Origin of the sequence: Bradyrhizobium sp. UNPA324 (assembly GCF_006658635.1) — a bacterium.
GTDB lineage: Bacteria > Pseudomonadota > Alphaproteobacteria > Rhizobiales > Xanthobacteraceae > Bradyrhizobium > Bradyrhizobium nanningense.
Window position 1 is genome coordinate 3602660 of sequence record NZ_LFJD01000004.1, and the last position, 23166, is coordinate 3625825.

Sequence of the window (23166 nt, forward strand, 5' to 3'; positions counted from 1 at the left end):
CAAGCAAGGAGACTACGATGATCGACGCCTCCACCTTCCTGCGCCGCGCCCTGCTCGCCGATGCCATCTTCAGCGGCGTCGCCGCCCTCGGCTTCAGCTTCGGCGCCGGCACGTTCGCTGCGCTGTTCAACCTGCCCGAAGCGCTGCTGCGCGAGACCGGCCTGTTCCTGATTGCCTATGCCGCGCTGGTTGGCTGGCTGGCGTCGCGCGCCGCGGTGGCGAAGGCGCTCGTGCTGCTGGTCGTGGTCGGCAATGCGGCCTGGACCGTCGGCAGCATCGTGCTGCTGCTCTCCGGCGCGGTGTCGCCGAACCTCGCCGGCGAGCTCATGGTCGTCGCGCAGGCGATCGCCACGGGCGTGTTCGCAGAGTTGCAATATGTAGGATTGCGGAAGAGCGGGCGTGTAGCGGCGGCGTGAGGCTGCGCTCGCCCCCTCACCTCGCGCTGTCGTCGCCCGGCTTGACCGGGCGACCCAGTATTCCAGAGACGGCGGTGGTAGAATCGAGAAGGGGCGGCGTACTGGATGCCCCGGTCAAGCCGAGGCATGACAGCGGAGCTAGAAGCGCGAGCTACGCTCGCGCGCGGCCGTTGGCCTTGGCAACGGCGTGACCGTTCAACTTCTTCTTTTTGGCCGCCTTGGCGCCCGCCTTCTTGGCCTTGCGCTCGCCGCGCGCCTTCACCTTGGCGGCTTCCGCCCGTGCCTCGGCGCGCAGCTTCTTGCGCTTCTTCTCGCAGGAGTCGCATTTGCAGCCGATCGGCTTCAGATAGGCTTTGAAATAATCGGTGCCGTAATCGTAGTTGATCTCGTCGCCCGGCTCGATGTTCCTGATGGCGCGGATGAAGACCTTGCGCTCGCGCGGCCGGACGTCGGACTCGGCGTTGGGCCGGCAGGAATGGTTGATGTAGCGGGCGAGATTCTTGCGCACAGAACCGTCGATGGTCCAGCGGCCGTTGAGCTCGAACAGGTACTTGTTCTCGATCTCGTCGTGCTCTGGAATCCGCGAATCCAGGATCGGTCCGAAATAGCGGATGATCCGGGTGCCCTTCTTGATCGGCTTGGTGGCGAAGAGGCCGAGTCCAGTCTTGGAGCGGCCGACACGATAGGGTTTGTTCGACGATGTGGCTGGCATGATCAGGGAAACGAGGACGCGAAACGAGGCTGGAAAGGCCCAAGCGAAGCCGCTCTTCTAGAACGATTCCGCGCCGCTGTCAGGTATATCCCACCCCTGTTTGAACCTTGCCCACAATCAAGACGTCTGATGGGACGAAGTTCCCACTGCAACGAAGTCTCATGATGAAGCACATCGCCGGCATAGGCCTCGCTGTCTTGGTGATCTGCATTGGCCTGAACAGCGCCGACGCCCAATCCGTGGGCAGCACCTACACCTCGACGGCGCCAAGGGATTGCCGCCAGATCGGCAAGCCCAACAAGCTCGACGGCAGCACCACGCGGGCATGTCCGGGCAAGGCGGGCTTCCTGGTGCTGATTGCCGAGGACGATCTGCGCGAGAGCGTCTCGGTCGGCCGCAATCGCAGGGAAGCGGCCGAGGAACCGGCTGCCAAGATCTGGTTTGCCCCATTCAATTCATCCGAGACGACGATCGAATGGCGCGCCGCGGGCGCAAAGCCGTTTGCGATCATCCAGCGCTGGCACATCGCGGACAATAGCGATCCCGACAAGCAGGGTCGGCCCAACACCAAGGCCATGCTGGTCGTGACCCGGCTGCCGCCGGGCTCGGTCTGCCACGTCGCCTATGTCGATGCGATCGCCAACCCCACCGCCAATGAGCTTGCGCGCAAGGCCGCGGACGATTTCGCCCGTGGCTTCGCTTGCGGCAAAGACGAGGTGAAGATCATCGGCACGCGCGGCCGCGCCGTCGGACTTGCGACGATGCGCTAGGCCTTGGCTGCTCAAACGGCCGCTATGCGGGATGCTTCGGGGTCACGGGCGCCGTCAGCATCGCCTCGAGCAGGCGTTCGGCCGTCGTCCCCTCGGGCAGCCGCCCGAGAATGTCCTCGAGCCGTCCGTCGAGCAGCAGTGTGGTGAATCCGTGCACCATCGACCAGGCGCGTGCAATCGCCGCGCCCTGGTTCAGCGTCAGCGCATCACGGCTGATCTGCTCCTGCCGCATCATGCCGACGGCATTGGCGAGCCCGGCAAAAGAGGCTTCGGCCGCCTCGTGCAACGAGGGTCTGGAATAATCCAGCCGCTCGGTGCGAAACATGATGCCGTACATGCCGGGATGGGCCTGCGCATAGGCGACATAGGCCTTCGGCCGCGCCAGCGCGGCTTCGAGCGGCGTGGTGGCGGCTTCGCAGGAGGCGGCCATCGCCGCGTTGAACTGGCGGAAGCCCACGGCTGCAAGCTCGCTAAGGAGGCCGGTAAGATCGCCGAAATGATGGGTGGGCGCGGCGTGCGAAACACCGGCCTCGCGCGCTACCGCTCGCAAGGTGAGGCCCGCGAGCCCGTCGCGCTCCAGCACGCGTTCGGCGGCCTGGAGCAGCGCTTCGCGCAAGGCACCGTGATGATACGGCGTCTCGGTCTTCGCGCTTCCCGCACGGCGCGAGGTGCGCGATGCCGCGGTCGACGTCGTCTTTCTGGGGGCACGCGGGCTTCGCGCGGTTTCGCTCTTGGTGTCGGTCTTGGCCATTTACAAGCTATATGACGCAATATTGACAGTGTAAAGATTTCGCTTGACCGAAACCACAACCGGCGCTATCTGATCTTTACGATGTAAAGATAGAGAGGGAGACGCCGTGCAGCACGACGCCATCGCCGAGCGCCGCAACAATATCGCGCCGATCCCGTTCGAAGCCGACGCACCATTCCTGAAGATCATCGGCGAGTTGCCGCGCGATCTGAACGGCACGCTCTATCGCAACGGTCCCAATCCGCAATTCTCTTCGCCCGGCGCGCACTGGTTCGTCGGCGACGGTATGCTGCACGCCTTCCACCTCGAGAACGGCCGCGCCAGCTACCGCAACCGCTGGGTCCGCACGCCGAAATGGCTTGCCGAGCACGATGCCGGCCGCGCTTTGTTCGGCGGCTTCGGCCGCAAGCTGCCGGATGCCCCGGCGGATCTCGCCGACGGCGGGGTCGCCAACACCAATGTCATCTTCCATGCCGGCAAGCTGCTGGCGCTGGAAGAAGCGCATCTGCCGACCGAGATCGAGCCCGGCACACTGGCGACGCGCGGCTATCACAATTTTCAGGGCCGCGTCGCCGGCAGTTTCACCGCTCACCCGAAGATCGATCCCATCACCGGCGAGCTGGTGTTCTTCGGCTACAACGCGGCGGGTCCGCTGACCCCTGCCCTCTCCTACGGCTCGATCGATGCCTCCGGCAAGGCGACGCGCTTCGAACGGTTCGAAGCGCCCTATGCCAGCATGGTGCACGACTTCATCGTCACCGCGAACCATGTGCTGTTTCCGATCCTGCCGATCACCGGCAGCATGGAGCGCGCCATGAGCGGGCGGCCGCCCTATGCCTGGGAGCCCGACAAGGGCGCCTATGTCGGCGTGATGAAGCGCAGCGGAACGGCGAAGGACATCGCCTGGTTCCGGGCCGAGGCTTGCTACGTCTTCCACGTCATGAATGCGTGGGAGGATGAGAACCGCATCATCGCCGACGTCATGCAGTTCGAGGAAGCGCCGCTGTTTCCGCATCCCGATGGACGGCCGACCGATCCGGAGAAGTCGCGCGCCCGCCACTGCCGCTGGACCTTCGACCTCGCAGGCAATACCGACCGCTTCCAGCAGACATACCTGGACGATCTCACCGGCGAATTCCCGCGCATCGACGACCGCCGCGCCGGCCTGAAAAACTGTCACGGCTGGTACGCCTGTGCCAATCCGAAACTGCCGGTGTTCGGCGCGCTCTCCGGCCTTGCCCATGTCGACGGCGACGGAAGGCGGCTCGGCCATTATCTGCTGCCCGCCGGCGACACCATCTCCGAACCGGTGTTCGTCGAACGGTCACAGGATGCGGTCGAAGGCGATGGCTGTCTGCTCGCGGTGATCTGGCGGGCGCGAGAGAACCGCAGCGACCTCGCGGTGTTCAACGCCACTGATATCGAAGCAGGTCCCGTCGCGCTGGTGCAGCTTGGCCACCGCGTGCCCGACGGGTTTCACGGCAATTGGGTGGGCGCGCAGTAGCGCCCGTCATCCCCGGGCGCGGCCCCTTGGCGCCCCGAATCCACAGCACGGACGTGTCACCAAAGAGGCCCCCAATGCAGACGCTCTCACTCACCGCAGACGTCCTTGCCGTTCTCGCCCTGATCTGCGTTGTCATTGCCGTCCATATGATCCGGTTGCGGCGGAACGGCCAGGTCATCTTCAACGGCGGCATCCTGCTCGCTCTCGGCCTCGCCATCGCCTGCGCGCTCCCCATCCTGTCGCGCCTGCCCTGGACCGAATTGGCCGACGAGGCGTCCGAACAAGCCGTTGCGACTCTTCAGCTTTTGCATGCTGCCTACGTTATTTTGACACTGTAAAGATTTCGCTTGACCGGGAGCGCCTCCTGAATTATTTATCTTTACATCGTAAAGATCGGCCTGACCGAGGCGGCCCATGACAATTTTCCTGATCCTCGCGCCTTACGGCGCTTTCACGTTTCTGATGCTGGTGACGTCAGCCACAGCGAGCGTGTTCGCGGCCTCCGCGATCTGCCTCGCCACGGTCGCGATCGATGTCGTGCGTGGCCGCTCGGTGAAGACCCTGGCCGCGGGTTCAGCGGTCGTGTTCGCCGCAATCGGACTCTACCTTACCCTGCTCGATCCGCAGCTCGGCACGCTCGGCGTCAAGCTGGCGGTCGACATCGGCATCTTCGTCATCTCGCTCGGCTCAATGCTGGTTCGCCGTCCCTTCACGCTGCAATATGCGCTGGAAGCGGTGCCGGCCGAGACCGCGGCGATGCCCGGCTTTCTCCGTGCCAATTACGTCATCACCGGCGCTTGGACCGTGGCCGCGCTGTTGATGGCAGCCGCCAATCTCGTGCTGCTCTACGTTCCCGGCCTGCCGCTCTGGTCGAGCCTTGCGGTGGCCTTCGCCGCCCGCAACAGCGCGATCTACTTCACAAAATGGTATCCTGAGTATCGCCAGATCAAGTACGGTACGCCGGCCCGCGCGTTGCCCAATGCTCGCTGAACAGGATTGACGATGAAGGACGTATTCGCCCGCCTCGCCTCCGACTTCCTCTCTGCCATCGTCTTCCTGGCTATCTACCTCATCACCGACAACGTCGTCTTGGCTACCTCGGTGGCGGTTGCCGGAGCGATCGCGCAGGTGATCTATGCCCGCATCAAGGGGCGCCAGCTCAACTACATGACCTATGCGAGCCTCGCGCTCGTCGTCGTGCTGGGCACCATCACGCTGCTGACCAACGATCCTCGCTTCATGCTGGCAAAGCCCTCGATCGCGCATTTCGCGATCGGCGCGATCATGCTCAAGCGCGGCTGGATGCTGCGCTACATGCCGCCGATCGTCGTCGAGACCGTTCCGGAATACGTGACGGCCGCGGGCTATGCCTGGGCAGCGCTGATGTTCGTGATCGGCGTCGGCATGATCGCCGTCGCCTCCACGGGCGATCTGAAGCTGTGGGCGTTCTACCTCACGGTGGTCGCGGGCGGCGCCAAGATCCTGGCCTTCGCCGTGCAGTACGTCGTTCTCAGGCTCATCGTCACCAGCCGCCGGCGCGCCGCCGCCCGCGCCTAAATGCCCTATTCGAGGGTTAGGCAGGAGCTGCGAGTTGGGTTATAGGCTCGCTCGGGACTGGCCGCGGATCGTCGCGGTCCGCCGGGATTTGTTCGGGAGACGGGAATGGCTGTAGACGGCAACTGGAATCTGACCACGACGACGCCGATGGGCGAACGCCAGACGACGCTGAGCCTGAAGGCCGCGGGCGGCACTCTCACGGGCACGCAGAGCGCGGAAGGCAATACCGCCGAGATTTTCGACGGCACCGTCTCCGGCGACAACGTCTCCTGGAAGGTCTCGATCGACAAACCGATGCCGCTCACGCTCGAATTCACCGGCGCCGTCTCCGGCGACAGCATGAGCGGAGAGATGGGCATCGGCCCGATGGGCAGCTTCCCGTTCACGGGCGCGCGCGCGTAAGGTCCGCACGGCATCCATGCGCGTGCTCCGTCTCATCGCGGCGACGATCCTGTGTGTCGCGACACAAGCGGCGCGCGCGGATGACATCGAACCGACGTGGCGCGAAAGCGCACTCGCCACGGTGCCGGCGGGTTATGTCGCCGGCACGGCGTACCGCACCGAAGCCTCGACCGGTTACCTCGCCGTCTATCCGGCGACGTCGAATGACCCGAAGTCGCCGGCCAGCGTGTTCGCTGCGCGCCAGACCCTCGTGGTCGCGCTGACGCCGGACGAGAAGCGCGCGGTATCGGCCGAATTGAAACCGCGCGTCGAGGCCGATCCAGCCGATGACGACGGCGATTATGCAAAGCTCCACGCCGAGCTGGCGGGCAAGCGCGCGACCCTGCCCGAGGGCACCGAGCCCTGCGATCTCGGCGCCTGGTCCATCGACAAGGATCCGAACGGACTCAACGTGCGTGCCGAGCCATCGGTCAAGGCGCGCGTGCTCGGCACCCTGCCGCCGCCGTATCGACTAAAGCTTGGCGGCAGCGAGAACACGCCCGATGGCGGCTGGCTCACCGAATTCCGCATCATCGGTTTCAAGGACGGTTGGTTTCTGATCGAAGGCGCGAAGCCGCCGGGCAAGGATTACGAGGACGAGAAGCGGTATCCGCGCAACGCGCCAAAACCCTATGCCGGACGCGGCTGGGTCGCCTCCAACAAGGTCGGCGCGAATTTCGCCAACGGCTACACGCGCGCGGGCGGGCTGTTCCAGGCCCCCTTCGTCGACGCCAAATGGATGCCGGCGCAGCGAGAGTTCGGCGGCCCGATCGACGGCGATGGCGGCCCGAAGCGCCTGCTCGCCTGTAGCGGATATTGGGGTCTCGTCGAGAGCCACGACGGTGTGCGCGGCTGGTGGCGTTCGCTCTGCTCTAACCAGGTCACCAATTGTAGTTGAAGCTTCCGCATCGTCATGGCCGGGCTTGTCCCGGCCATCCACGTCTTGTTCGCCGTACCAAGAACGTGGATGCCCGGGACAAGCCCGGGCACGACGATCTTTCGTAAAGCACAGGTGCGATCACCCGCACGCAAGTGCGGATGAAGCAGCTAGCCCAAATTCAATTCCTTGAAGAAGTCGTTGCCTTTGTCGTCGATGATGATGAAGGCCGGGAAGTCGACGACTTCGATGCGCCAGATCGCTTCCATGCCGAGCTCGGGATATTCGAGCACCTCGACCTTCTTGATGCAGTGCTCGGCGAGGTTCGCCGCGGCACCGCCGATCGAGCCGAGATAGAAGCCGCCATATTTCTTGCAGGCCTCGCGTACGGCCGGGGCGCGGTTACCCTTGGCCACCATCACCATCGAGCCGCCGGCGGCCTGGAACTGGTCGACGAAGGAATCCATGCGGCCGGCGGTGGTCGGACCGAACGCACCGGAGGCATAGCCTTCAGGCGTCTTGGCAGGGCCGGCGTAGTAGACCGGATGGTTCTTGAAGTAATCCGGCAGCGGCTCGCCCTTCTCCAGCCGCTCGCGCAGCTTGGCATGAGCGCTATCGCGCGCGACGATCATGGTGCCGGTCATCGAGACCCGAGTCTTGATCGGGTGCTTCGAGAACGTCGCCAGAATATCCTTCATCGGCTGGTTGAGATCGATCTTGACGACCTCGCCGCCGAGCGACTGTTCGACCTGCGGCAGATATTGCGCCGGATTATGCTCGAGCTCTTCGAGATAGACGCCGTCCTTGGTGATCTTGCCGAGCACCTGGCGGTCGGCCGAGCAGGACACACCAAGCCCGATCGGGAGCGATGCGCCGTGACGCGGCATGCGGATCACCCGCACGTCGTGGCAGAAATACTTGCCGCCGAACTGCGCGCCGACACCGAGCGACTGCGTCATCTTGTGAATTTCCTTCTCCATCTCGACGTCGCGGAACGCGTTGCCGTCGGGCGAGCCGTGGGTCGGCAGCGCATCGAGATAGCGCGCCGAGGCGAGCTTCACCGTCTTCATGCAGAGCTCGGCCGAGGTGCCGCCGATCACGATGGCGAGATGGTAGGGCGGGCACGCGGCGGTGCCGAGCGTCAGGATCTTTTCCTTCAGGAACGCCAGCAGTCGGTCCTTGGTCAGCACCGAGGGCGTCGCCTGGAACAGAAAGCTCTTGTTGGCGGAGCCGCCGCCCTTCGCCATGAACATGAACTTGTAGGCGTCATCGCCCTCGGCATAGATCTCGCACTGCGCCGGCATGTTGTTGGCGGTATTCTTCTCCTCATACATCGAGAGCGGCGCAACCTGCGAGTAGCGCAGATTGCGGCGCAGGTAGGCATCGCGCGCGCCTTCCGACAGCGCCGCCTCGTCGTCGCCGTCGGTGATGACGTTGCAGCCCTTCTTGCCCATGATGATCGCAGTGCCGGTGTCCTGGCACATCGGCAGCACGCCGCCGGCGGCGATGTTGGCGTTCTTCAAAAAGTCCAGCGCGACGAACTTGTCGTTCGGGCTCGCCTCGCCGTCCTCCAGGATGGCACGGAGCTGCTTCAGATGGCCAGGGCGCAGATAATGGTTGATGTCGCCGAAAGCCGCCTCCGACAGCGCCCGCAACGCCTCGCGCGACACCACCAGCATGTCCTTGCCCAGCACCTTCTCGACCCGGACGCCCTCGGCTGTGATCTTCTTGTAGGGCGTCTCGTCCTTGCCCAGCGGGAACAGCGGGGTGTGCTTGTAGGGCGGAACGGGCTTGGACTGGTCGGGAAAGGCGGTGGGAGCGTTCATGGGGCAAATCTCGGGGTTTTGGAGCCCAGGCGGGCCTCGAAGCATAGAAGCGTTCTAAGCCCATTTTGAGCGGAAAAGAAAGGGAGCGGTGCGCATGGGAAAGGTGGCCCGGGCTCGGGAAGGCATTGGTACAGCTCGTGGAAATGCCTCCCCGACCCTTGCGCTTCGCGTCCGCCGACGCTTGAATGCGCGCCCTAAGGGGCTTTTCATCATGACATTGAACTTGAACGTCCGCGGCGCGATCCTGGTCGCCGCCGCCATCACCGGTCTTGTGACCCTCACCTCGCCCGCGCGCGCCGATCGCTGCGATGACAGCGCCAAGGAGCTGGCGAACCAGATCGACCGCATGAAGGTGAATTTCCGCGCCGCCAACGTCGTTTACCTCTCGCATCCGGCGGCCAAGGAGCTGTCGGTCGCTTGCCGCGGCGACAAATATTCCATCGAGCTCTATGCCAAGGGCGATCGCAAGCCCAAGCCGGAGTTCTATGGGCTGGTGGGGTCGATGGCGGCGATCGTCTTTACCGTGACCAAGGACGACACCACGACGGGCGCGACACGCTGCCTGAAGCGGATGGGCCTGCTCCGCGGCGACAAGATCAACATGCGCTACCGGCGCCTCAACATGGAATGCACGCGCACCAAGACGGACGCGTCGATCGCGATCACCCGCGGCAAGGACGAATAGGCGGAGGCTCTCCTCCACACTTGCTGCGGATCCGGTGGACGTGCAGCGCGACGCTGCCTGCACGTACTCCGTCATTGCGAGCGGAGCGACTTGTCCGCCGAAGCCTCGGCGAAGGCGGAAGCAATCCAGTCTGTCTCCGCGGAGGGACTCTGGATTGCTTCGTCGCAAGAGCTCCTCGCAATGAGGGGGAGAGGTTTGCGATCGCCCACTTCCAGCGGGGATGAGAGGCAGCCCGCCAGCTCACCGCACCTATTCCCTCGCATTTTAACGATCGCCTTGAAGGAATTTTCGCTCCTCGCAGCGCAGGCTCAATTGTTTCCATGTGTGAGGATTTGCGGATGAAGGTTTCTACCGTCGCACCGCCGCCGATCGCGATCGTGGTTCCGAGCTACGACACGACCAAGCAGCAGGACGATCAAACCAAGACCAAGGACGCCGACCCGACCTACGAGCCGCCGCCGCCGGCGCCGCTGCCGCCGGGTCAGGGCACGCGGATCGATCAGCTCGCCTGATTCGGCCTGTTTCGCATTCGGCCGCATCTTTGCCGGAGAGCGGGATCAAATTCGTGCGCGGCCACTCGGGATCTGCGCATGATCGCAAGACTGCAATTGCCGAACCCCACTCCAGTCGCCGCCATCGGCGCGCGGCTGGTTCCGTTCGCGCGGAAGTCGCACTGCCCCTCCGCACTCCCTGCCTTCACGAGGCCCCGCCGCGGCCATGTCCCGCTCGCGCACCATCGGCACGTAAACCGCCCGCCTCCCTAGGAGGGCGCCGTCAAGTGTGATCCGGCTCATCAAATTTCCGCATCCGGCGTGCTCATGTGCGGGGCAGAACGAGCCGATCCAAGCCTCTGTGGCGTCTGTGGGACAAGCCGATGGAACTGAATGAACAGCTGCTATCGCTGGTGGCGGACATCTACGATGCCGCGCTCGACGATTCCCGATGGTCGGCGACGCTTCGTTGCATCGTCGAGCTGGCGGGCGGCCAGAGCGGCGGTCTGGTTCGGATCGGGGCAGCCGGCGAGCCCGTGATCTCGCATGCCGTCGGCGTCGACCCGGCCTATATTCAATCCTACATCGAAACCTACGAGCCGTTCGATCCGTCGCGCGGCGTGCTTCACGCGCCGATCGGCCAGATCCAGACGATCAGGGACTGGATCGACGTCGACGAATTCCGGACCACCTTGTTCTACAACGAATGGACGCGCCCACAGGGTCTCGAGGACGCCGCCAATATCCTGCTCGACAAATCGGCCGAGGGAATATCCCGCCTCTCGATCATGAAGGCCGGCGGTCCTGTCGACCGTAGGATGCACCAGGTGATCTCCCACCTCACGCCGCACCTGCAGCGGGCGATGCTGGTTAGACAGAAGCTGCAGCAGCAGAACGAGTGGGAGACGACGTCGCTCAGCACGCTCGACGCGTTGCGAACCGCCGTGCTGCTGCTCGATGCCGAGGGTCATATCACGCATGCCAATGCGAGCGCGCGCGACATCCTGGACGAGGCCGAAATGCTTCGTTCGGTCCGTGGCCGGCTGGTGACGTCCGACCCGAATGCCGATCGTGTGCTGCGGCAGGCGCTGGCGGGCACGATTCTCGGTGACCGGGCGATGACGGGCGCGAGCATCTCGCTGCATCTGACCGCGCGCGACGGCTCGCATTATGTCGGGCATCTCCTGCCGCTGACCGCCGGCCGCCGGCAACGATTCGGGGCCAGCTACGACGCCTGCGCCGTGCTGTTCGTCAGCAAGGCAGCGCTCGACACGATCGTCGCGCCCGACCTCATCCGCAAGCTGTTCAAGCTGACGCCGACCGAGCTGCGGGTGTTCCTGTCCATTGTCGAGATCGGCGGGGTTCCTGACGTCGCCAGAAGCATGGGCCTCGCCGAAACTACGATCAAGACTCATCTCGCCCGGATCTTCACCAAGACCGGAACCAAACGGCAGGCGGATCTGGTTCGGCTCGTGGCGGCCTTCACACCACCGATCAAGGTCTGACACCCATCCCTGTCGCGTCGCGGCCGCATGTTTGCCGGAAAGAAGCGCCATCAATACGGCGGCGTGGGATGGAGAACGATCGACCATGATCGCCAGACTGCTGCTGCAGAACACGATCACCACCGTCGCGATGGGCGCGCTGCTGTTCGCGTCCGCAGGGACCTTGCGCTGGCCCTCGGCCTGGGTGTTGCTCGCGACCTGCACCCTGCTCGGCCCGCTCTGCGGCTGGTGGCTCTACCGGATCGATCCGGCGCTGCTCGCCGAGCGTCTGCGGCCGGTCCTGCAAAAGGATCAGCCCACCGCCGACAAGGTGTTCATGGGTGTCCTCATCGTTGCGATGGTGGCCTGGCTGGCGCTGATCGGCGTCGACCGGCGCATTCAATCATCCGACATGCCGGTCGCATTGCAGACGGTCGGCTTCGCGCTGTTCCTGCTGTCGACGCTGATCAACCTCTGGGTCTTCCGCGAGAACTCGTTCGCGGCTCCCGTGGTGAAGCTGCAAGCCGAGCGCGCGCAACGCGTGATCTCGACCGGGCCTTACGCCCATGTGCGTCATCCCATGTACAGCGGCATGGTGCTGTTCTTCACGAGCCTGCCGTTGCTGCTGGGCTCGTGGTGGGGACTTGTGATGGTCCCGATCTTCGTCGCCTTGTTCGCAATCCGCATCGGCATCGAGGAACGCACCTTGCGCGACGGCCTGCCGGGCTATGCCGACTACGCGGCACGGGTGCGCTATCGCCTGCTGCCGGGCGTCTGGTGAAGGCGCTACCGGACAGAAAGGAAGCTGCCGCCAGCCTCCCTCCGGACCGGCTAGAGCTACTTGTTTGGCGCGTTTTCTTGACGCGAACCGGTATCCACTTCGCTCGAAAACGCTCTAGCCATCCAGCTCGCGATAGCGACGGAAGATGCCCTGCTCGTTGAAGGGAATGCGGCGCGGGCCGGCGAGATAGGCCTTGATGTTCGGCCGCTGGGCGACCCGGTCGTGCAGGGCAACGAGGCCCGGAATATCCGTCTCGAACGCCTTCATGCGCCTGGGAAAGGCATAGCGCAGCCCCGCGACGACTTGGAACAGCGAGAGGTCGACATAGGTCAGCCTCCGGCCGGTGACATAGGTGTCGCCATTCGAGGCGAGAAGCTGCTCGAAATAACCGAGATATTTCGGCACCCGCTCGTCCCAGAACGCAGCCGTGCGCTTCTTCGCCGGCGGCTTCTGGTCCTCGTAGTAGAGCGAGGGTCCGAGCGGATGATGGGTGTCGTGGATCTCGACCACGAGGTCGGCGATGGTGAGCTGGAGCTGATGCACCCAGAGTTTTCCGGCCTCCGTCTTCGGCGCAAGCCCATGGCGGGCGCCGAGATAGAGCAGGATGTTGGCGGTCTGGCCGATGACGAGCTTGCCCGCTTTCAGGAACGGCGGCGCAAAGGGCGGCGTGCCCTTCTGCGCGTCCATCATCTTCATCATCGCAGCCGTGCCGCGCGCTCCGCGCGCGACATCGACGTAAGCAGCTCCCGCCTCCTCCAGCGCCAACCGCACATATTCGCCGCGGCCCTGGATCTCGGGCCAGTAATAGAGCTCGTATTTCATGGGAGAGGTCCGTCAACGTGAGCGTACGGACCAATGTAGGATGTGGCTCGGAGTTCCGGCAGGCTGGGACGGATTGGCGGTACGACATTCGCCGTCATTGCCAAGAGGGGCAAAAGAAAAGGCGCCGTGCCGAAGCACGACGCCGTTCCCTGTTCAATCGTTTGCGATCAGTTGGTCTGCTGGATCGCCGACAATTCCCAGCCGCTGCCGGGCCGGCGGGCGAACGTCCAGACCTCGGTGACTTCGCCCGGCTGCTCGCTACCGGCGACGAGCGCGCCGCTGTTGCGGTCCAGCGTCTTGTCGGTGAGCGCAAAGCGCAACGCCACCGTGGCGTAGTCGGTCTCGCCTTCGCGCCAGGCTTCGGCGAGGTCGCCCTGCAGCAGCTTGACGTTGGTCACCTTGTTGACGACGTTGCGCGCACGGTTCTGGGCGAGGTCCTGCTCGAAATAGGAGACCATTTCCGGCGTCGCGAGCGTATGCAGCTTGGCCACGTCCTCATTCGACCAGGCCGCCTGGATCTCGCCGAGCAGGCGCTCGAACGCCTCGTAATCGTCCGGCTTGATCTCGAGTGGCGCGGTATTCGCATTGGCGCCGAAACCGAAGCCGCCAAGACCACCGCCTAGACCTCCACCGAGGCCGCTGCGCTGGTTCGGCTGCGGTCCGGAAGCTGCGCCCGCATCGGCATTGGCATAGGCCGCCTGCGGCGAGTGACGGCGCTGCCACCAGGACATCGCCAGCCGCACCACGAACACCACGAGCACGATCTGGATGATCAGACCCAGGATCGAGGACAGACCGCCGAGGCCGCCGAACAGGCCGCCGCCGAACAGCATGCCGAGCAGGCCGGCGCCGAGGAAGCCGGCCGCAAGGCCGCCCAGGAAGCCGCCGCCACGGCCGAACAGGCCGCCGCGCGCGGGCGCGGACGCAGCCGAGTTCATGCCTGCACCCGGCTGGGTGTAGGTGCGGTTGAATTGCGAGGCCGAGCCCGGCGCCGTCGTAGTCGAGGGCGGGGCCGAATAAGTGCGCGAGCCGCGCGAACCTGACGACATGCCGCCACCCACGCGCGCGTCGGCGGACGAGATCGCCAGCGCCGCCGGCAGCGCGAGCGCCAGCACGACGGCAAGCGTCTTGAAGAGAGTGCGGGAGCGTAACGAGAAATTCATGTGCGTTTCCCAAATCCCCGGCATGGGGACGTGCGCTTAAGATGGGCAGACTTCCCGAAAAGTGAAGCCGGTTTCGGAACTTGTGGCTGCGGCCCTCAGTCGCGGGGATGTGGCAAAAGCCCATGTTTGGCGGGGATTTGGCCGGTGCTGGGGGAACTGCGGTCGCGGGTTACCGGCGGTTTTGCGATGGGTCTCCCGCTTTTTCCGCGTCATTGCGAGCGCAGCGAAGCAATCCAAACTGCCTCCGCGAAGACGGTCTGGATTGCTTCGTCGCAAGAGCTCCTCGCAATGACGGCGTTGAAGCAGTCGGGCGCAATGACGGAGAATGCAGGTGCGGCGTGCCGCTCCTACCCCTGCTTCGTCATCGTCTCCTTCACCGCCGCCACGAGCTGGCTGAGCGTGAACGGTTTCGGCAGGAAGTCGAATTGCTGCCCCTCGGGCAGGCTCTTCTCGAAGGCGTCCTCGGCGTAGCCGGAGACGAAGATGAACTTGATGTCGGGGTTCTTCTCCCGCATCGCCTTCAGCAGCGTCGGGCCGTCCATCTCGGGCATGACGACGTCGGAGACGACGAGATCGATCGCCCCGCTCTGCTCCTCCAGCATCTCCATGGCTTCGACGCCGTTCTCGGCCTCGACCACGGTGTAGCCGCGCGAGCGCAGGCCGCGTGCGTTGAGCGCGCGCAGGCCCTCTTCGTCCTCGACCAGCAGGATGGTGCCCTGTCCCGTGAGATCGGTGCGCGGCTTGGCCTCGACGGCCGCGGCTTCCTTCGCGGCGTCATTTGTCGCGCTGGCGACAGCCGGCGGCTCGACCTGCACCTCCGGCTCGGCGTGATGGCGCGGCAGGAAGATGTGGAACGAGGTGCCCTGCCCCGGCTCGGAGTCCACGTAGATGAAACCGCCGGTCTGCTTGACGATGCCGTAGACCGTCGAAAGGCCAAGGCCGGTGCCTTTGCCCACTTCCTTGGTCGAGAAGAACGGCTCGAAGATCTTGTCGCGGATGTCGGCGGGAATGCCGGTGCCGGTGTCTGCGACCTCGATGCGGACATAATCCGCCGCCGGCATGCCCTTATAGGCGAACTTGCCCGCTTCCTCGGTGGTGACGTTGGCGGTGCGGATGATCAGCTTGCCGCCGTCGGGCATGGCGTCGCGCGCGTTCACCGCGAGGTTCACGATCACCTGCTCGAACTGGGAGACGTCGACCTTCACCGGCCAGAGATCGCGGCCGTGGACGAGGTCGAGCTTGACCTTCTCGCCGATCAGCCGGCGCAGCAGCATGGTGAGATCGCTCAAGGCGTCGCCGAGATCGAGCACCTGCGGCCGCAGCGTCTGCCGCCGCGAGAACGCGAGCAGCTGCCGCACCAGGGTCGCGGCCCGCGTCGCGTTCTGCTTGATCTGCATGATATCCTGGAACGACGGGTCGGTCGGCTTGTGCGCGTTCAGCAGGAAGTCGTTCGCCATCATGATGGCGGACAGCACGTTGTTGAAGTCGTGGGCGATGCCGCCGGCGAGCTGGCCGACCGTCTCCATCTTCTGCGACTGGTTGATCTGGTTCTCCAGCGCGCGCCGCTCGGTGGTCTCGAGCATGTGCACGATGGCGGCTTCAGCGTCGTTCTCGGCCGAATCGACCGGCGTGACGAAGAACTGGCCCCAGCGCTCCTTGGTCCCTTCCAGCGCCACCTCGACCGGCGCGATGTCGGCCTGGCCTTCGGCGGCCTGGTTGATGGCCGCGATCAGGAGGTGCCGGTCGCGCGAATTGACCGCGCGGAAGATCGACTTGGAGGCGCTGTCGAGCCCCAGCGCCTGGCCAAGCTTGGCGTAGCGCGCATTGGCGCGCACGACGTTGCCGGCGCGGTCGACGGTCGCGATCGCCATCGGCGTATGGTCGAAGAAGCGCATGAAGCGCACTTCGGCGGCGCGGTCCGGATCGCTGCGCTCGTCGCGGGCGCGACTGATGACGAGGGTGCGCGAGGGGCCCGGCGCGCCGTCGGCACCGAAGGCAAGCTTGTGATAGAGCCGCACCGGCATGGTCTTGCCGGTCCGCATGCGCAGATCGATGTCGAAGACCTCGGTCTTCACCTCGCCCGGCACCGCCACGATCGACGTCAGCAGCGAGGCGCCGTCGCCGGAGACGATGTCGGTCAGCTTCAGGCCACCCGAGCCGATCTCGGCGAGGTCATAGTCGAGCCAGTTCGCCAGCGTCGCATTGACATAAGCGAGCTCGCCGGCCGGATTGACCGAGAAGAAGCCGCACGGCGCGTGATCGAGATATTCGATGGCGTGCTGGAGCTCCTGGAACACGTCCTCCTGGCGCTCGCGGTCGCGGGTAATATCGGCGATCGACCATACCGCGTATTTCGCCTCGCGCTTGCCGGTGCCGAGCGGGCGCACGCGCATGCGCAGCCAGCGGCCCTGGCTGCCGTCATGGCCCGAAATGCGCACCTCCTCCTGTTGCCGCTTGCCCTCGCGGGCGGCCTTCAGCAGCCGGAACACGGCTTCGGAGACATCGGGGTTACCGATGAAGACGCGTTCCACCGGGCGCACGTCCTGCGGCCCGCTGGCGCCCGTCAGCGTCATATAGGCGGCGTTGGAATAGACCACGTGGCCGCGGGCATCGGTGACGGCGAGCCCGTCGAAGGCGTGATCGGAGATGCGGCCGATCACGGGATCATCGAGATTGCGGTCGGCAAAGCGGATGATGCCGGCGGCGAAGGCGAACAGGTTGAACAGGCCGACCATCGCCAGCACGGCGAGGATGCCGAGGATATAGGGCTGCGCCTGCGCGCGGCCGAGCGTCATCAGCCCGACGGCGACGGCGACGAGGCCGGCCGCCACCAGCAGCACCAGCGCAATGCTGCCCGAGCGCGGCGACGGCTCGTGCGCCGCAACGGGCTCGCGTGTGAGGTCGTGGTCGGTCTCGGCGGTCATTCTCGAGCTGGCGCAGCCTGTCGGCAGAGAATCAACGCGCTCCGGGGCGCGTGGGGTCCTCCCTGCCTGAATCGGACCCTGAGGTGCAAGGGCAGCCGGAGCGAAAGGTATGCTGATTCCCAGATTACGGCCATTTCCGGTACTTTTCGGGAGCTTTATCCCCGCCCCGCGCCAAATCCACGCTTCAGCCGCATGACGTAGCCGATCACTTCGGCGACCGCATGATAGTGCTCGGTCGGGATTTCCTGGTCGATCTCGACGGTGGCGTAGAGCGCGCGGGCCAGCGGCACGTTCTCCACGATCGGGATGTCGTGCTCGCGCGCGATCTCCCGGATCTTGAAGGCGAGGTTGTCGACGCCCTTGGCGACGCAGATCGGCGCCGACATGCCGCGCTCGTAGGACAGCGCCACCGAATAGTGGGTCGGGTTGGTGATGATCACCGAGGCCTTGGGAACCGCCGCCATCATGCGCTTCTTGGCGCGCTGCTGCCGCAATTGCCTGATCTTGCCCTTGATGTGCGGATCGCCTTCGGACTGCTTGAACTCTTCCTTGATCTCCTGGAGCGACATCTTCTGCCGCTGGAACCAGCTGCGATACTGGAAGAAATAATCGGCGATGGCGACGACCGCGAGCGCTGCGACCACCGCGCCGAGCAGATGAATGGTCAAGCTGGTGCTGGCGCCGAGCATGGCGGCCGGATCGAGCTTGACCATCGCCTCCATGCGATGGTGCTCCGGCCAGAGGATCATGGTCATGACCACGCCGAGCCCGATCAGCTTGCCGAGCCCCTTCAGGAAGTTCGCCGCCGCCTGCTTGCCGAAGATGCGCTTGAAGCCGGCGCCGGGCGAGATCTTGCTGAATTTGGGTTTGAGGGATTCGGCCGACCATACCAGGCGGTGCTGGAGCATGTTGCCGGCGATCGCCGCCAGCACCAGCATCAACAAGGGCACGCCGACGGCTGCCAGCAATACGAATTCGATCTGCTGCATCAGCGCGAGCAAAGCCTTGCCGTCGGTCTTGATCATCCAGGAATTGGCGAGCAGGTTGCGCATCGGCGTCAGCAGCCCGCTGCCCACCGAGCCCGAGAAGGTCGAGACCACGAGCGTGCCGCCCGCCATCATGAACCAGGTGTTGATCTCCTGGCTCTTGGCGACGTCGCCGCGTTCGAGCGCATCGTCCAGACGCTTTTGCGTCGGGTCTTCTGTTTGGCTCTCTGGATCGTTGTCTTCTGCCACGTAGCGCCCGCTTTCCGAAGTTCGTCACTCTCGCGGCCTCTGTGCACGAACTTCGGAAAGCACAAGAGCGCTACAAGACACTTAGTTTTGCTAGTGCCGCTGATCGATTTGAAGTTCCTGGCCGGACTCGCGGCTCGCACTGCAGGAACTTCAAATCGGTGGCACTAGCTCTATCGCGAGCTCAGCGGCATCAATTGGTGCATGACACCGATGAAGTAATCCAGATACGTGCCCATCATCGCCGTGAGCACCACGGCCAGCACCAGGAAGCCCGCGAAGATCGAGAGCGGAACACCGACGAAATAGACCTGCATCTGCGGCATCAGCCGCGCCAGCACCCCTAACCCGATGTTGAAGACCAGGCCGAACACCAGAAACGGGCCCGAGAGCTGCAGGCCCAGGCGAAACGCGGCGGCAAAAGCACGCGTTGCGAGCGAGGCGACGTCGCCGCTCGACACGGTCTCGCCCGGCGAGAAGATCGTATAGCTGTCGTTCAGCGCCGCGATCACCAGATGATGGCTGTCGGTGGCAAACAGCAGCGTCACCCCCAGCATGGTCAGGAAGTTGCCGACCAGCACGCCCTGCTGCCCCTGCGTCGGATCCACCGAGGTGACGAAACCGAGCCCCATCTGCTGCGCGATCACCGATCCCGCGACCTGCAGCGCCGACAGCGTCACGCGCGCGGTCGCGCCCAGCACGATGCCGATCGCGATCTCATGCAGCATCAGGACCAGGAGCGGCGCTAGCGAGCCCATGTCGACCTGGTAGGCGTTGCGGTGCAGCGGCAGGATGATCAGCGTGAGCAGCAGCGCGATCGACAGCTTGATCCGCGTCGGGATGTTGGTCTCGCCCAAACCCGGCAACAGCATCACCATCGCGCCGACCCGGGCGAAGGCGAGCATGAAGGAAGCCGCAAGCGCCGGCAACAGCGAGACGTCGATGCGCATAATTGACGCATCTTGCCTCAGCCGCCGATGATTCGCGACGAGATCCGCAGCATGTGGGCATGGAGCGCGTCGGCCATGAACGGCAGCGCCAGCAGCATCGTGGCAAAGATGGCCAGGATCTTCGGCACGTAGATCAGCGTCTGCTCCTGGATCTGTGTCAGCGCCTGGAACAGCGACACGATGACGCCGACCACGAGACCCACCACCATCAGGGGGGAGGACACGATCACAATCGTCCAGATGGCATCGCGCGCGACGTCGAGGGTTTCGGGGCCGGTCATTTGCAAGATTCCTTATTCAAGCTTCATCCTCGCCACCTTGGCGAGGATGTCCGGCCCCTCCCCGTCATTGCGAGGAGCCCTTGCGACGAAGCAATCCAGACTGCCGCTGCGGCGAGATTCTGGATTGCTTCGCTACGCTCGCAATGACGCTTGGAGCGAGCGCCAGCGTGCCCCAAAATCAGATCGGCATCTTCATGATGTCTTCGTAGGCCGCGATCACGCGGTCGCGGACTGACACCAGCGTGGACACCGCGACGTCGGTGTCGGCGACCGCGGTCACCACGTCCATCACATTGGCCTTGCCGGAGGCCATCGCGACCGTCTGCGCATCCGACTTGCGGCCGGATTCCATGACGCTGCCGACGGCGTCCTTCAGCAGCGAGGCAAAGGATTGCCCGCTGGCCTCGGTGCCTTTGCCGGCACCGCTGTTCTCCAGCACCCGGGCAAGGTTGGCATAAGCGTTGGCGGCAATTGTGGGTGATGCCATGGCTTAATTGTCCTGTTCAGCTCTTGAGGATGTCGAGCGTGCGCTGGATCATCCGGCGCGTCGCACTGATGATGTTGAGATTGGCCTCGTAGGACCGCTGCGCGTCGCGCATGTCGGTCATCTCGACCACCGAGTTCACATTGGGGTATTTGACGTTGCCGCTGGCGTCCGCGACCGGATTGCTCGGCTCGTATTTGACGCGGAAGTTCGACTGGTCGGGCTTGATCCTGCCGAGGGTGACGACCTGCGCGTCGAGCGAGCGATCGAGCGCGGAGGAGAAGGTCGGAACCTTGCGCCGGTAGGGGTCGCCGCCGGGGGTCTGCGCGGTCGAATCCGCGTTCGCGATGTTTTCCGAGATCACCCGCATGCGGCCGGCTTGCGCCCGCAGACCGGAGGTCGCGATCGCCATCGAGCGGGCAAAGTCGCTGCTGTCATTGGCCATGATGCGCCTCCTCTAGCTGTTCTGTTCCCGGACCATGCGGCTAGCCCTTGCCGATCGCGGTCTTGAGCAGATGTAGGCTCTTCGAATAGAGCGAGGTCGCTGCCGCGTAGTCCATCTGGTTGCTGGCGGCCTTCATCATCTCTTCTTCGAGATTGACGGCGTTGCCCGCAGGGCGGGTTTCGAAGCCCGCGTTCTTGTTCTGGTCGAACCCGGAAGCCGCGCCTGACGGCGTCATGTGAGAACCGCTGGTGCGGGTCAGCGCCAGGGGCCCCATCGAGCCGGTGATGGCCCCAGCCTTGTCGAGTTTCGGCTCGACCAGGTCGCGCGGCCGGAATTTGGGCGTGTCGGAATTGGAGACGTTCTCGGACAGGACGCGCTGGCGTTCCTGGTGCCACTGCATCTTGGTGCGAAGCGCCGACAGTACCGGGAGGTCGTTGATGGACATCGTCGCGGCTCCTTCCGCCTGTTACGGACCTCTAAGGTCCGCAGCTAGGCAGAATTTGCCGCGTGTATGGTTAACAGCTGGTTAAGAGACCCGCGACGCATGTTCCCGAGCGGGACACGATTCCGCGTCCCCGTGATGCTACGCCTCCAAAAGTAGCATTAACCCAACCGTTTGGCGGCGCATGCACAGGCCAAGAAGTCGTTTTGGATCGAGCGATTCATGGGTTATTAAGAGTTGGGGACGGCAAATCTTGCCGTGGGACGTTAAGAAATCGCAGTTTGGGGCATCGTAGGCCGGTGGTTGGCGCATCCGACCATGGGCACGAGAGAAGCGCCATTTGTCGGGGACAAGTATGCAAGGCAGCCCTATCACCTTCATCGTCGCGTTCATCGTCGTTCTGGCGTTGATCGGCGTCGCTGCTTGGCTGGTTCGCCGATTCGCCAGCAGCCGGCTCGGCGCCAACACCCAGCGCGGCAGGATGCCGCGCCTTGCCGTGATCGATGCCGCCGCGGTCGACGGCCGGCGCCGCCTGGTGCTGGTCCGGCGTGACAATGTCGAGCACCTCCTGATGATCGGCGGCCCCACCGACATCGTCGTCGAGCCCAACATCGTTCGCGCCGGGCATGGCCGCGATCAGCTGCCACAGCGTCCCAACGCCGCCGAGCCGCCACGCCTTGCCCCGATGCCCGACGCCGGCGGCTGGGCCGACGAAGCGCCGCGGCCCGAGCTGCTGGATCATCCCGAGCCGCAAATGCCCGAGCCGCCGCCGCGGCCGTCGCGCCCGTCCTTCGCCGACGAGGTGCGCCGGCCCGCCCCTGCGCTGGCCGAACGCCGCAGCGATCCCCTGGCCGGCTTCACGGCGGAGCCGATCGCGCCCCGTCCCGAGCGCGAACCGCGGCCCGAGCCGCTGCCGCCGCGCGCTCCGCGCAGCGAGCCGCCGCTGATGCCGCGTCCGCCGCGCCAGAGCGAGCCGATGAAGATGCCGCCCGTGCGCGCCGAGCGTGCCGCTGCACCGCCGCCGCCTCCTCCGCCCGTGCCGCAGGCGCCGCCCGTGCCGGCGCCCGCCGCGAGCCCGTCGAGCGCCGAGCAGAACCTCGCCGAAATGGCACAGCGGTTAGAGGCTGCGCTCCGCCGCCCCGCCGGCGAAACGGTCGCGCCTCCCGTTGCGCCGGAGCCGCCGTCCGCTCCCGCGCGGGCGGTACGCAGCGAGCCGCCGGCGCCACCGGCTCCGCCGCCGAAGCCGGCCGCGGAAAAGACCAGCTTTGAAAATCTCGAAGACGAGATGGCCTCGCTGCTCGGCCGTCCGAAGCCGTCTTCGTGAGGCTGCCGTCCCTCCCGCGTAGAGTTCTTTTCCTTTCTGTCCTGTTAGTCGCGGCCTCGCTCGCAGGCCTTGCGCATGCGCAGGACATCAGCATCAATCTCGGCGGCGGCGCTGGCGGCGGCGTCACCGAGCGCGCGATCCAGCTGATCGCGCTGCTCACGGTGCTCTCGATCGCGCCGTCGATCCTGATCATGATGACGTCGTTCACGCGCATCGTGGTCGTGCTGTCGCTGCTGCGCACCGCGATGGGCACGGCGACCGCGCCGCCGAACTCGGTGATCATCGCGCTGGCCATGTTCCTCACCTTCTTCGTGATGGGACCGGTCCTGCAGAAATCCTACGACGACGGCATCCGCCCGCTCGTCGCCAACCAGATCGGCGTCGAGGATGCGCTGCAGCGCGCCTCCGTCCCCCTGCGCGGCTTCATGCAGAAGAACGTGCGCGAGAAGGACCTCAGGCTGTTCCTGGATCTCTCGGGCGAGCCGGCGCCGGCCACCCCCGACGACCTCGCACTTCGCATCCTCGTCCCCGCCTTCATGATCTCCGAGCTGAAGCGCGCCTTCGAGATCGGCTTCCTGTTGTTCCTGCCCTTCCTGATCATCGACCTCGTCGTCGCCTCGGTGCTGATGTCGATGGGCATGATGATGCTGCCGCCGGCGACGATCTCGCTGCCGTTCAAGCTGATCTTCTTCGTGCTGGTCGACGGCTGGTCGCTGGTGGCGGGCAGCCTGGTGCAGAGTTACGGGGGGTGACGGCGGACTCGGAGACACCGTCAGCCCCGCATCCTCTCCGCTCCCAGCGATA

The 23166-nt window shown here is 65.0% G+C and carries 26 protein-coding genes; 13 read left to right on the forward strand and 13 right to left on the reverse strand.

What is annotated here, in order from left to right; genetic code table 11:
• Positions 1-17 precede the first annotated feature (17 nt).
• Positions 18-416, forward strand: a complete 399-nt coding sequence (locus UNPA324_RS17505; protein WP_128920760.1) for a hypothetical protein — start codon at positions 18-20, stop codon at positions 414-416.
• A gap of 151 nt (positions 417-567) precedes the next feature.
• Here UNPA324_RS17505 and UNPA324_RS17510 read toward each other — a convergent pair whose 3' ends face one another.
• Entirely contained in the window at positions 568-1128 is a 561-nt protein-coding gene (locus UNPA324_RS17510; protein WP_128920759.1) for an SET domain-containing protein, read from the reverse strand.
• Positions 1129-1292: 164 nt separating this feature from the next.
• On the opposite strand from UNPA324_RS17510, the gene UNPA324_RS17515 reads away from it, so the two are divergent.
• A complete protein-coding gene (locus UNPA324_RS17515; RefSeq protein ID WP_141938899.1) occupies positions 1293-1898 on the forward strand; it encodes a hypothetical protein in 606 nt (201 codons plus the stop codon).
• Positions 1899-1920: 22 nt separating this feature from the next.
• On the opposite strand, the gene UNPA324_RS17520 is transcribed toward UNPA324_RS17515, so the two are convergent.
• On the reverse strand, positions 1921-2649 hold the full coding sequence (locus tag UNPA324_RS17520) for a TetR/AcrR family transcriptional regulator (RefSeq protein ID WP_128920758.1): 729 nt from the start codon (positions 2647-2649) through the stop codon (positions 1921-1923).
• Positions 2650-2755: 106 nt separating this feature from the next.
• Here UNPA324_RS17520 and UNPA324_RS17525 point away from each other — a divergent pair, with 106 nt between their 5' ends.
• Positions 2756-4153, forward strand: coding sequence for a carotenoid oxygenase family protein (locus tag UNPA324_RS17525; RefSeq protein WP_128920757.1), 1398 nt, complete (start codon positions 2756-2758; stop codon positions 4151-4153).
• A gap of 86 nt (positions 4154-4239) precedes the next feature.
• Here the strand turns inward: UNPA324_RS17525 and UNPA324_RS36085 are convergent, their stop codons facing one another.
• Entirely contained in the window at positions 4240-4569 is a 330-nt protein-coding gene (locus UNPA324_RS36085) for a hypothetical protein (RefSeq protein WP_164936421.1), read from the reverse strand.
• On the opposite strand from UNPA324_RS36085, the gene UNPA324_RS17535 reads away from it, so the two are divergent.
• The 4 genes from UNPA324_RS17535 (at position 4568) to UNPA324_RS17550 (ending at position 7049) form a co-directional block, all read left to right on the forward strand.
• The gene (locus tag UNPA324_RS17535; protein WP_128920755.1) at positions 4568-5143 is read left to right on the forward strand and encodes a hypothetical protein; all 576 of its coding nucleotides are present in this window, start codon (positions 4568-4570) and stop codon (positions 5141-5143) included. The genes UNPA324_RS36085 and UNPA324_RS17535 overlap by 2 nt on opposite strands.
• A gap of 12 nt (positions 5144-5155) precedes the next feature.
• Positions 5156-5710: an inner membrane-spanning protein YciB gene (locus UNPA324_RS17540; protein ID WP_128920754.1), complete on the forward strand. Its 555-nt coding sequence runs from the start codon at positions 5156-5158 to the stop codon at positions 5708-5710.
• A 105-nt stretch (positions 5711-5815) separates the two neighbouring features.
• A complete protein-coding gene (locus tag UNPA324_RS17545; RefSeq protein ID WP_128920753.1) occupies positions 5816-6112 on the forward strand; it encodes a hypothetical protein in 297 nt (98 codons plus the stop codon).
• A gap of 16 nt (positions 6113-6128) precedes the next feature.
• Positions 6129-7049, forward strand: coding sequence for an SH3 domain-containing protein (locus tag UNPA324_RS17550; RefSeq protein WP_128920752.1), 921 nt, complete (start codon positions 6129-6131; stop codon positions 7047-7049).
• A 149-nt stretch (positions 7050-7198) separates the two neighbouring features.
• Here UNPA324_RS17550 and UNPA324_RS17555 read toward each other — a convergent pair whose 3' ends face one another.
• Positions 7199-8854 carry a fumarate hydratase gene (locus tag UNPA324_RS17555; RefSeq protein WP_128920751.1) on the reverse strand — a complete coding sequence of 552 codons (1656 nt, stop codon included), beginning with the start codon at positions 8852-8854 and terminating at the stop codon, positions 7199-7201.
• Positions 8855-9065: 211 nt separating this feature from the next.
• Here UNPA324_RS17555 and UNPA324_RS17560 point away from each other — a divergent pair, with 211 nt between their 5' ends.
• The 4 genes from UNPA324_RS17560 (at position 9066) to UNPA324_RS17570 (ending at position 12295) form a co-directional block, all read left to right on the forward strand.
• Positions 9066-9539, forward strand: coding sequence for a hypothetical protein (locus UNPA324_RS17560; RefSeq protein WP_128920750.1), 474 nt, complete (start codon positions 9066-9068; stop codon positions 9537-9539).
• Between the two features lie 338 nt (positions 9540-9877).
• Entirely contained in the window at positions 9878-10051 is a 174-nt protein-coding gene (locus UNPA324_RS35190; protein WP_164936420.1) for a hypothetical protein, read from the forward strand.
• 362 nt (positions 10052-10413) lie between these two features.
• Entirely contained in the window at positions 10414-11535 is a 1122-nt protein-coding gene (locus UNPA324_RS17565; RefSeq protein WP_141935196.1) for a helix-turn-helix transcriptional regulator, read from the forward strand.
• 85 nt (positions 11536-11620) lie between these two features.
• On the forward strand, positions 11621-12295 hold the full coding sequence (locus UNPA324_RS17570; protein WP_128920748.1) for a methyltransferase family protein: 675 nt from the start codon (positions 11621-11623) through the stop codon (positions 12293-12295).
• A 114-nt stretch (positions 12296-12409) separates the two neighbouring features.
• Here the strand turns inward: UNPA324_RS17570 and UNPA324_RS17575 are convergent, their stop codons facing one another.
• From UNPA324_RS17575 to flgB, 9 genes are all read right to left on the reverse strand, one after another.
• Positions 12410-13117, reverse strand: coding sequence for a glutathione S-transferase (locus UNPA324_RS17575; RefSeq protein WP_141935197.1), 708 nt, complete (start codon positions 13115-13117; stop codon positions 12410-12412).
• A gap of 167 nt (positions 13118-13284) precedes the next feature.
• Entirely contained in the window at positions 13285-14304 is a 1020-nt protein-coding gene (locus UNPA324_RS17580) for a Tim44 domain-containing protein (RefSeq protein ID WP_141935198.1), read from the reverse strand.
• A gap of 323 nt (positions 14305-14627) precedes the next feature.
• Positions 14628-17204: a cell cycle histidine kinase CckA gene (cckA, locus tag UNPA324_RS17585; RefSeq protein WP_141935199.1), complete on the reverse strand. Its 2577-nt coding sequence runs from the start codon at positions 17202-17204 to the stop codon at positions 14628-14630.
• Between the two features lie 155 nt (positions 17205-17359).
• Positions 17360-18439, reverse strand: a complete 1080-nt coding sequence (flhB, locus tag UNPA324_RS17590) for a flagellar biosynthesis protein FlhB (protein ID WP_141935200.1) — start codon at positions 18437-18439, stop codon at positions 17360-17362.
• Positions 18440-18609: 170 nt separating this feature from the next.
• Entirely contained in the window at positions 18610-19386 is a 777-nt protein-coding gene (gene fliR / locus UNPA324_RS17595) for a flagellar biosynthetic protein FliR (RefSeq protein ID WP_128920743.1), read from the reverse strand.
• A 17-nt stretch (positions 19387-19403) separates the two neighbouring features.
• Entirely contained in the window at positions 19404-19667 is a 264-nt protein-coding gene (gene fliQ / locus UNPA324_RS17600) for a flagellar biosynthesis protein FliQ (RefSeq protein ID WP_018321865.1), read from the reverse strand.
• Between the two features lie 178 nt (positions 19668-19845).
• Positions 19846-20154, reverse strand: coding sequence for a flagellar hook-basal body complex protein FliE (gene fliE, locus UNPA324_RS17605; RefSeq protein ID WP_128920742.1), 309 nt, complete (start codon positions 20152-20154; stop codon positions 19846-19848).
• A 16-nt stretch (positions 20155-20170) separates the two neighbouring features.
• Complete coding sequence (gene flgC / locus UNPA324_RS17610) at positions 20171-20596, reverse strand: flagellar basal body rod protein FlgC (RefSeq protein WP_128920741.1); 426 nt, start codon at positions 20594-20596, stop codon at positions 20171-20173.
• Between the two features lie 40 nt (positions 20597-20636).
• A complete protein-coding gene (gene flgB / locus UNPA324_RS17615) occupies positions 20637-21041 on the reverse strand; it encodes a flagellar basal body rod protein FlgB (protein WP_141935201.1) in 405 nt (134 codons plus the stop codon).
• Positions 21042-21393: 352 nt separating this feature from the next.
• Here flgB and UNPA324_RS17620 point away from each other — a divergent pair, with 352 nt between their 5' ends.
• Both UNPA324_RS17620 and fliP read left to right on the forward strand, forming a co-directional pair.
• Positions 21394-22362, forward strand: a complete 969-nt coding sequence (locus UNPA324_RS17620; RefSeq protein ID WP_141935202.1) for a flagellar biosynthetic protein FliO — start codon at positions 21394-21396, stop codon at positions 22360-22362.
• Entirely contained in the window at positions 22359-23114 is a 756-nt protein-coding gene (fliP, locus tag UNPA324_RS17625) for a flagellar type III secretion system pore protein FliP (RefSeq protein ID WP_128917951.1), read from the forward strand. The genes UNPA324_RS17620 and fliP overlap by 4 nt, the downstream gene beginning before the upstream one ends.
• Positions 23115-23166: the final 52 nt, after the last annotated feature.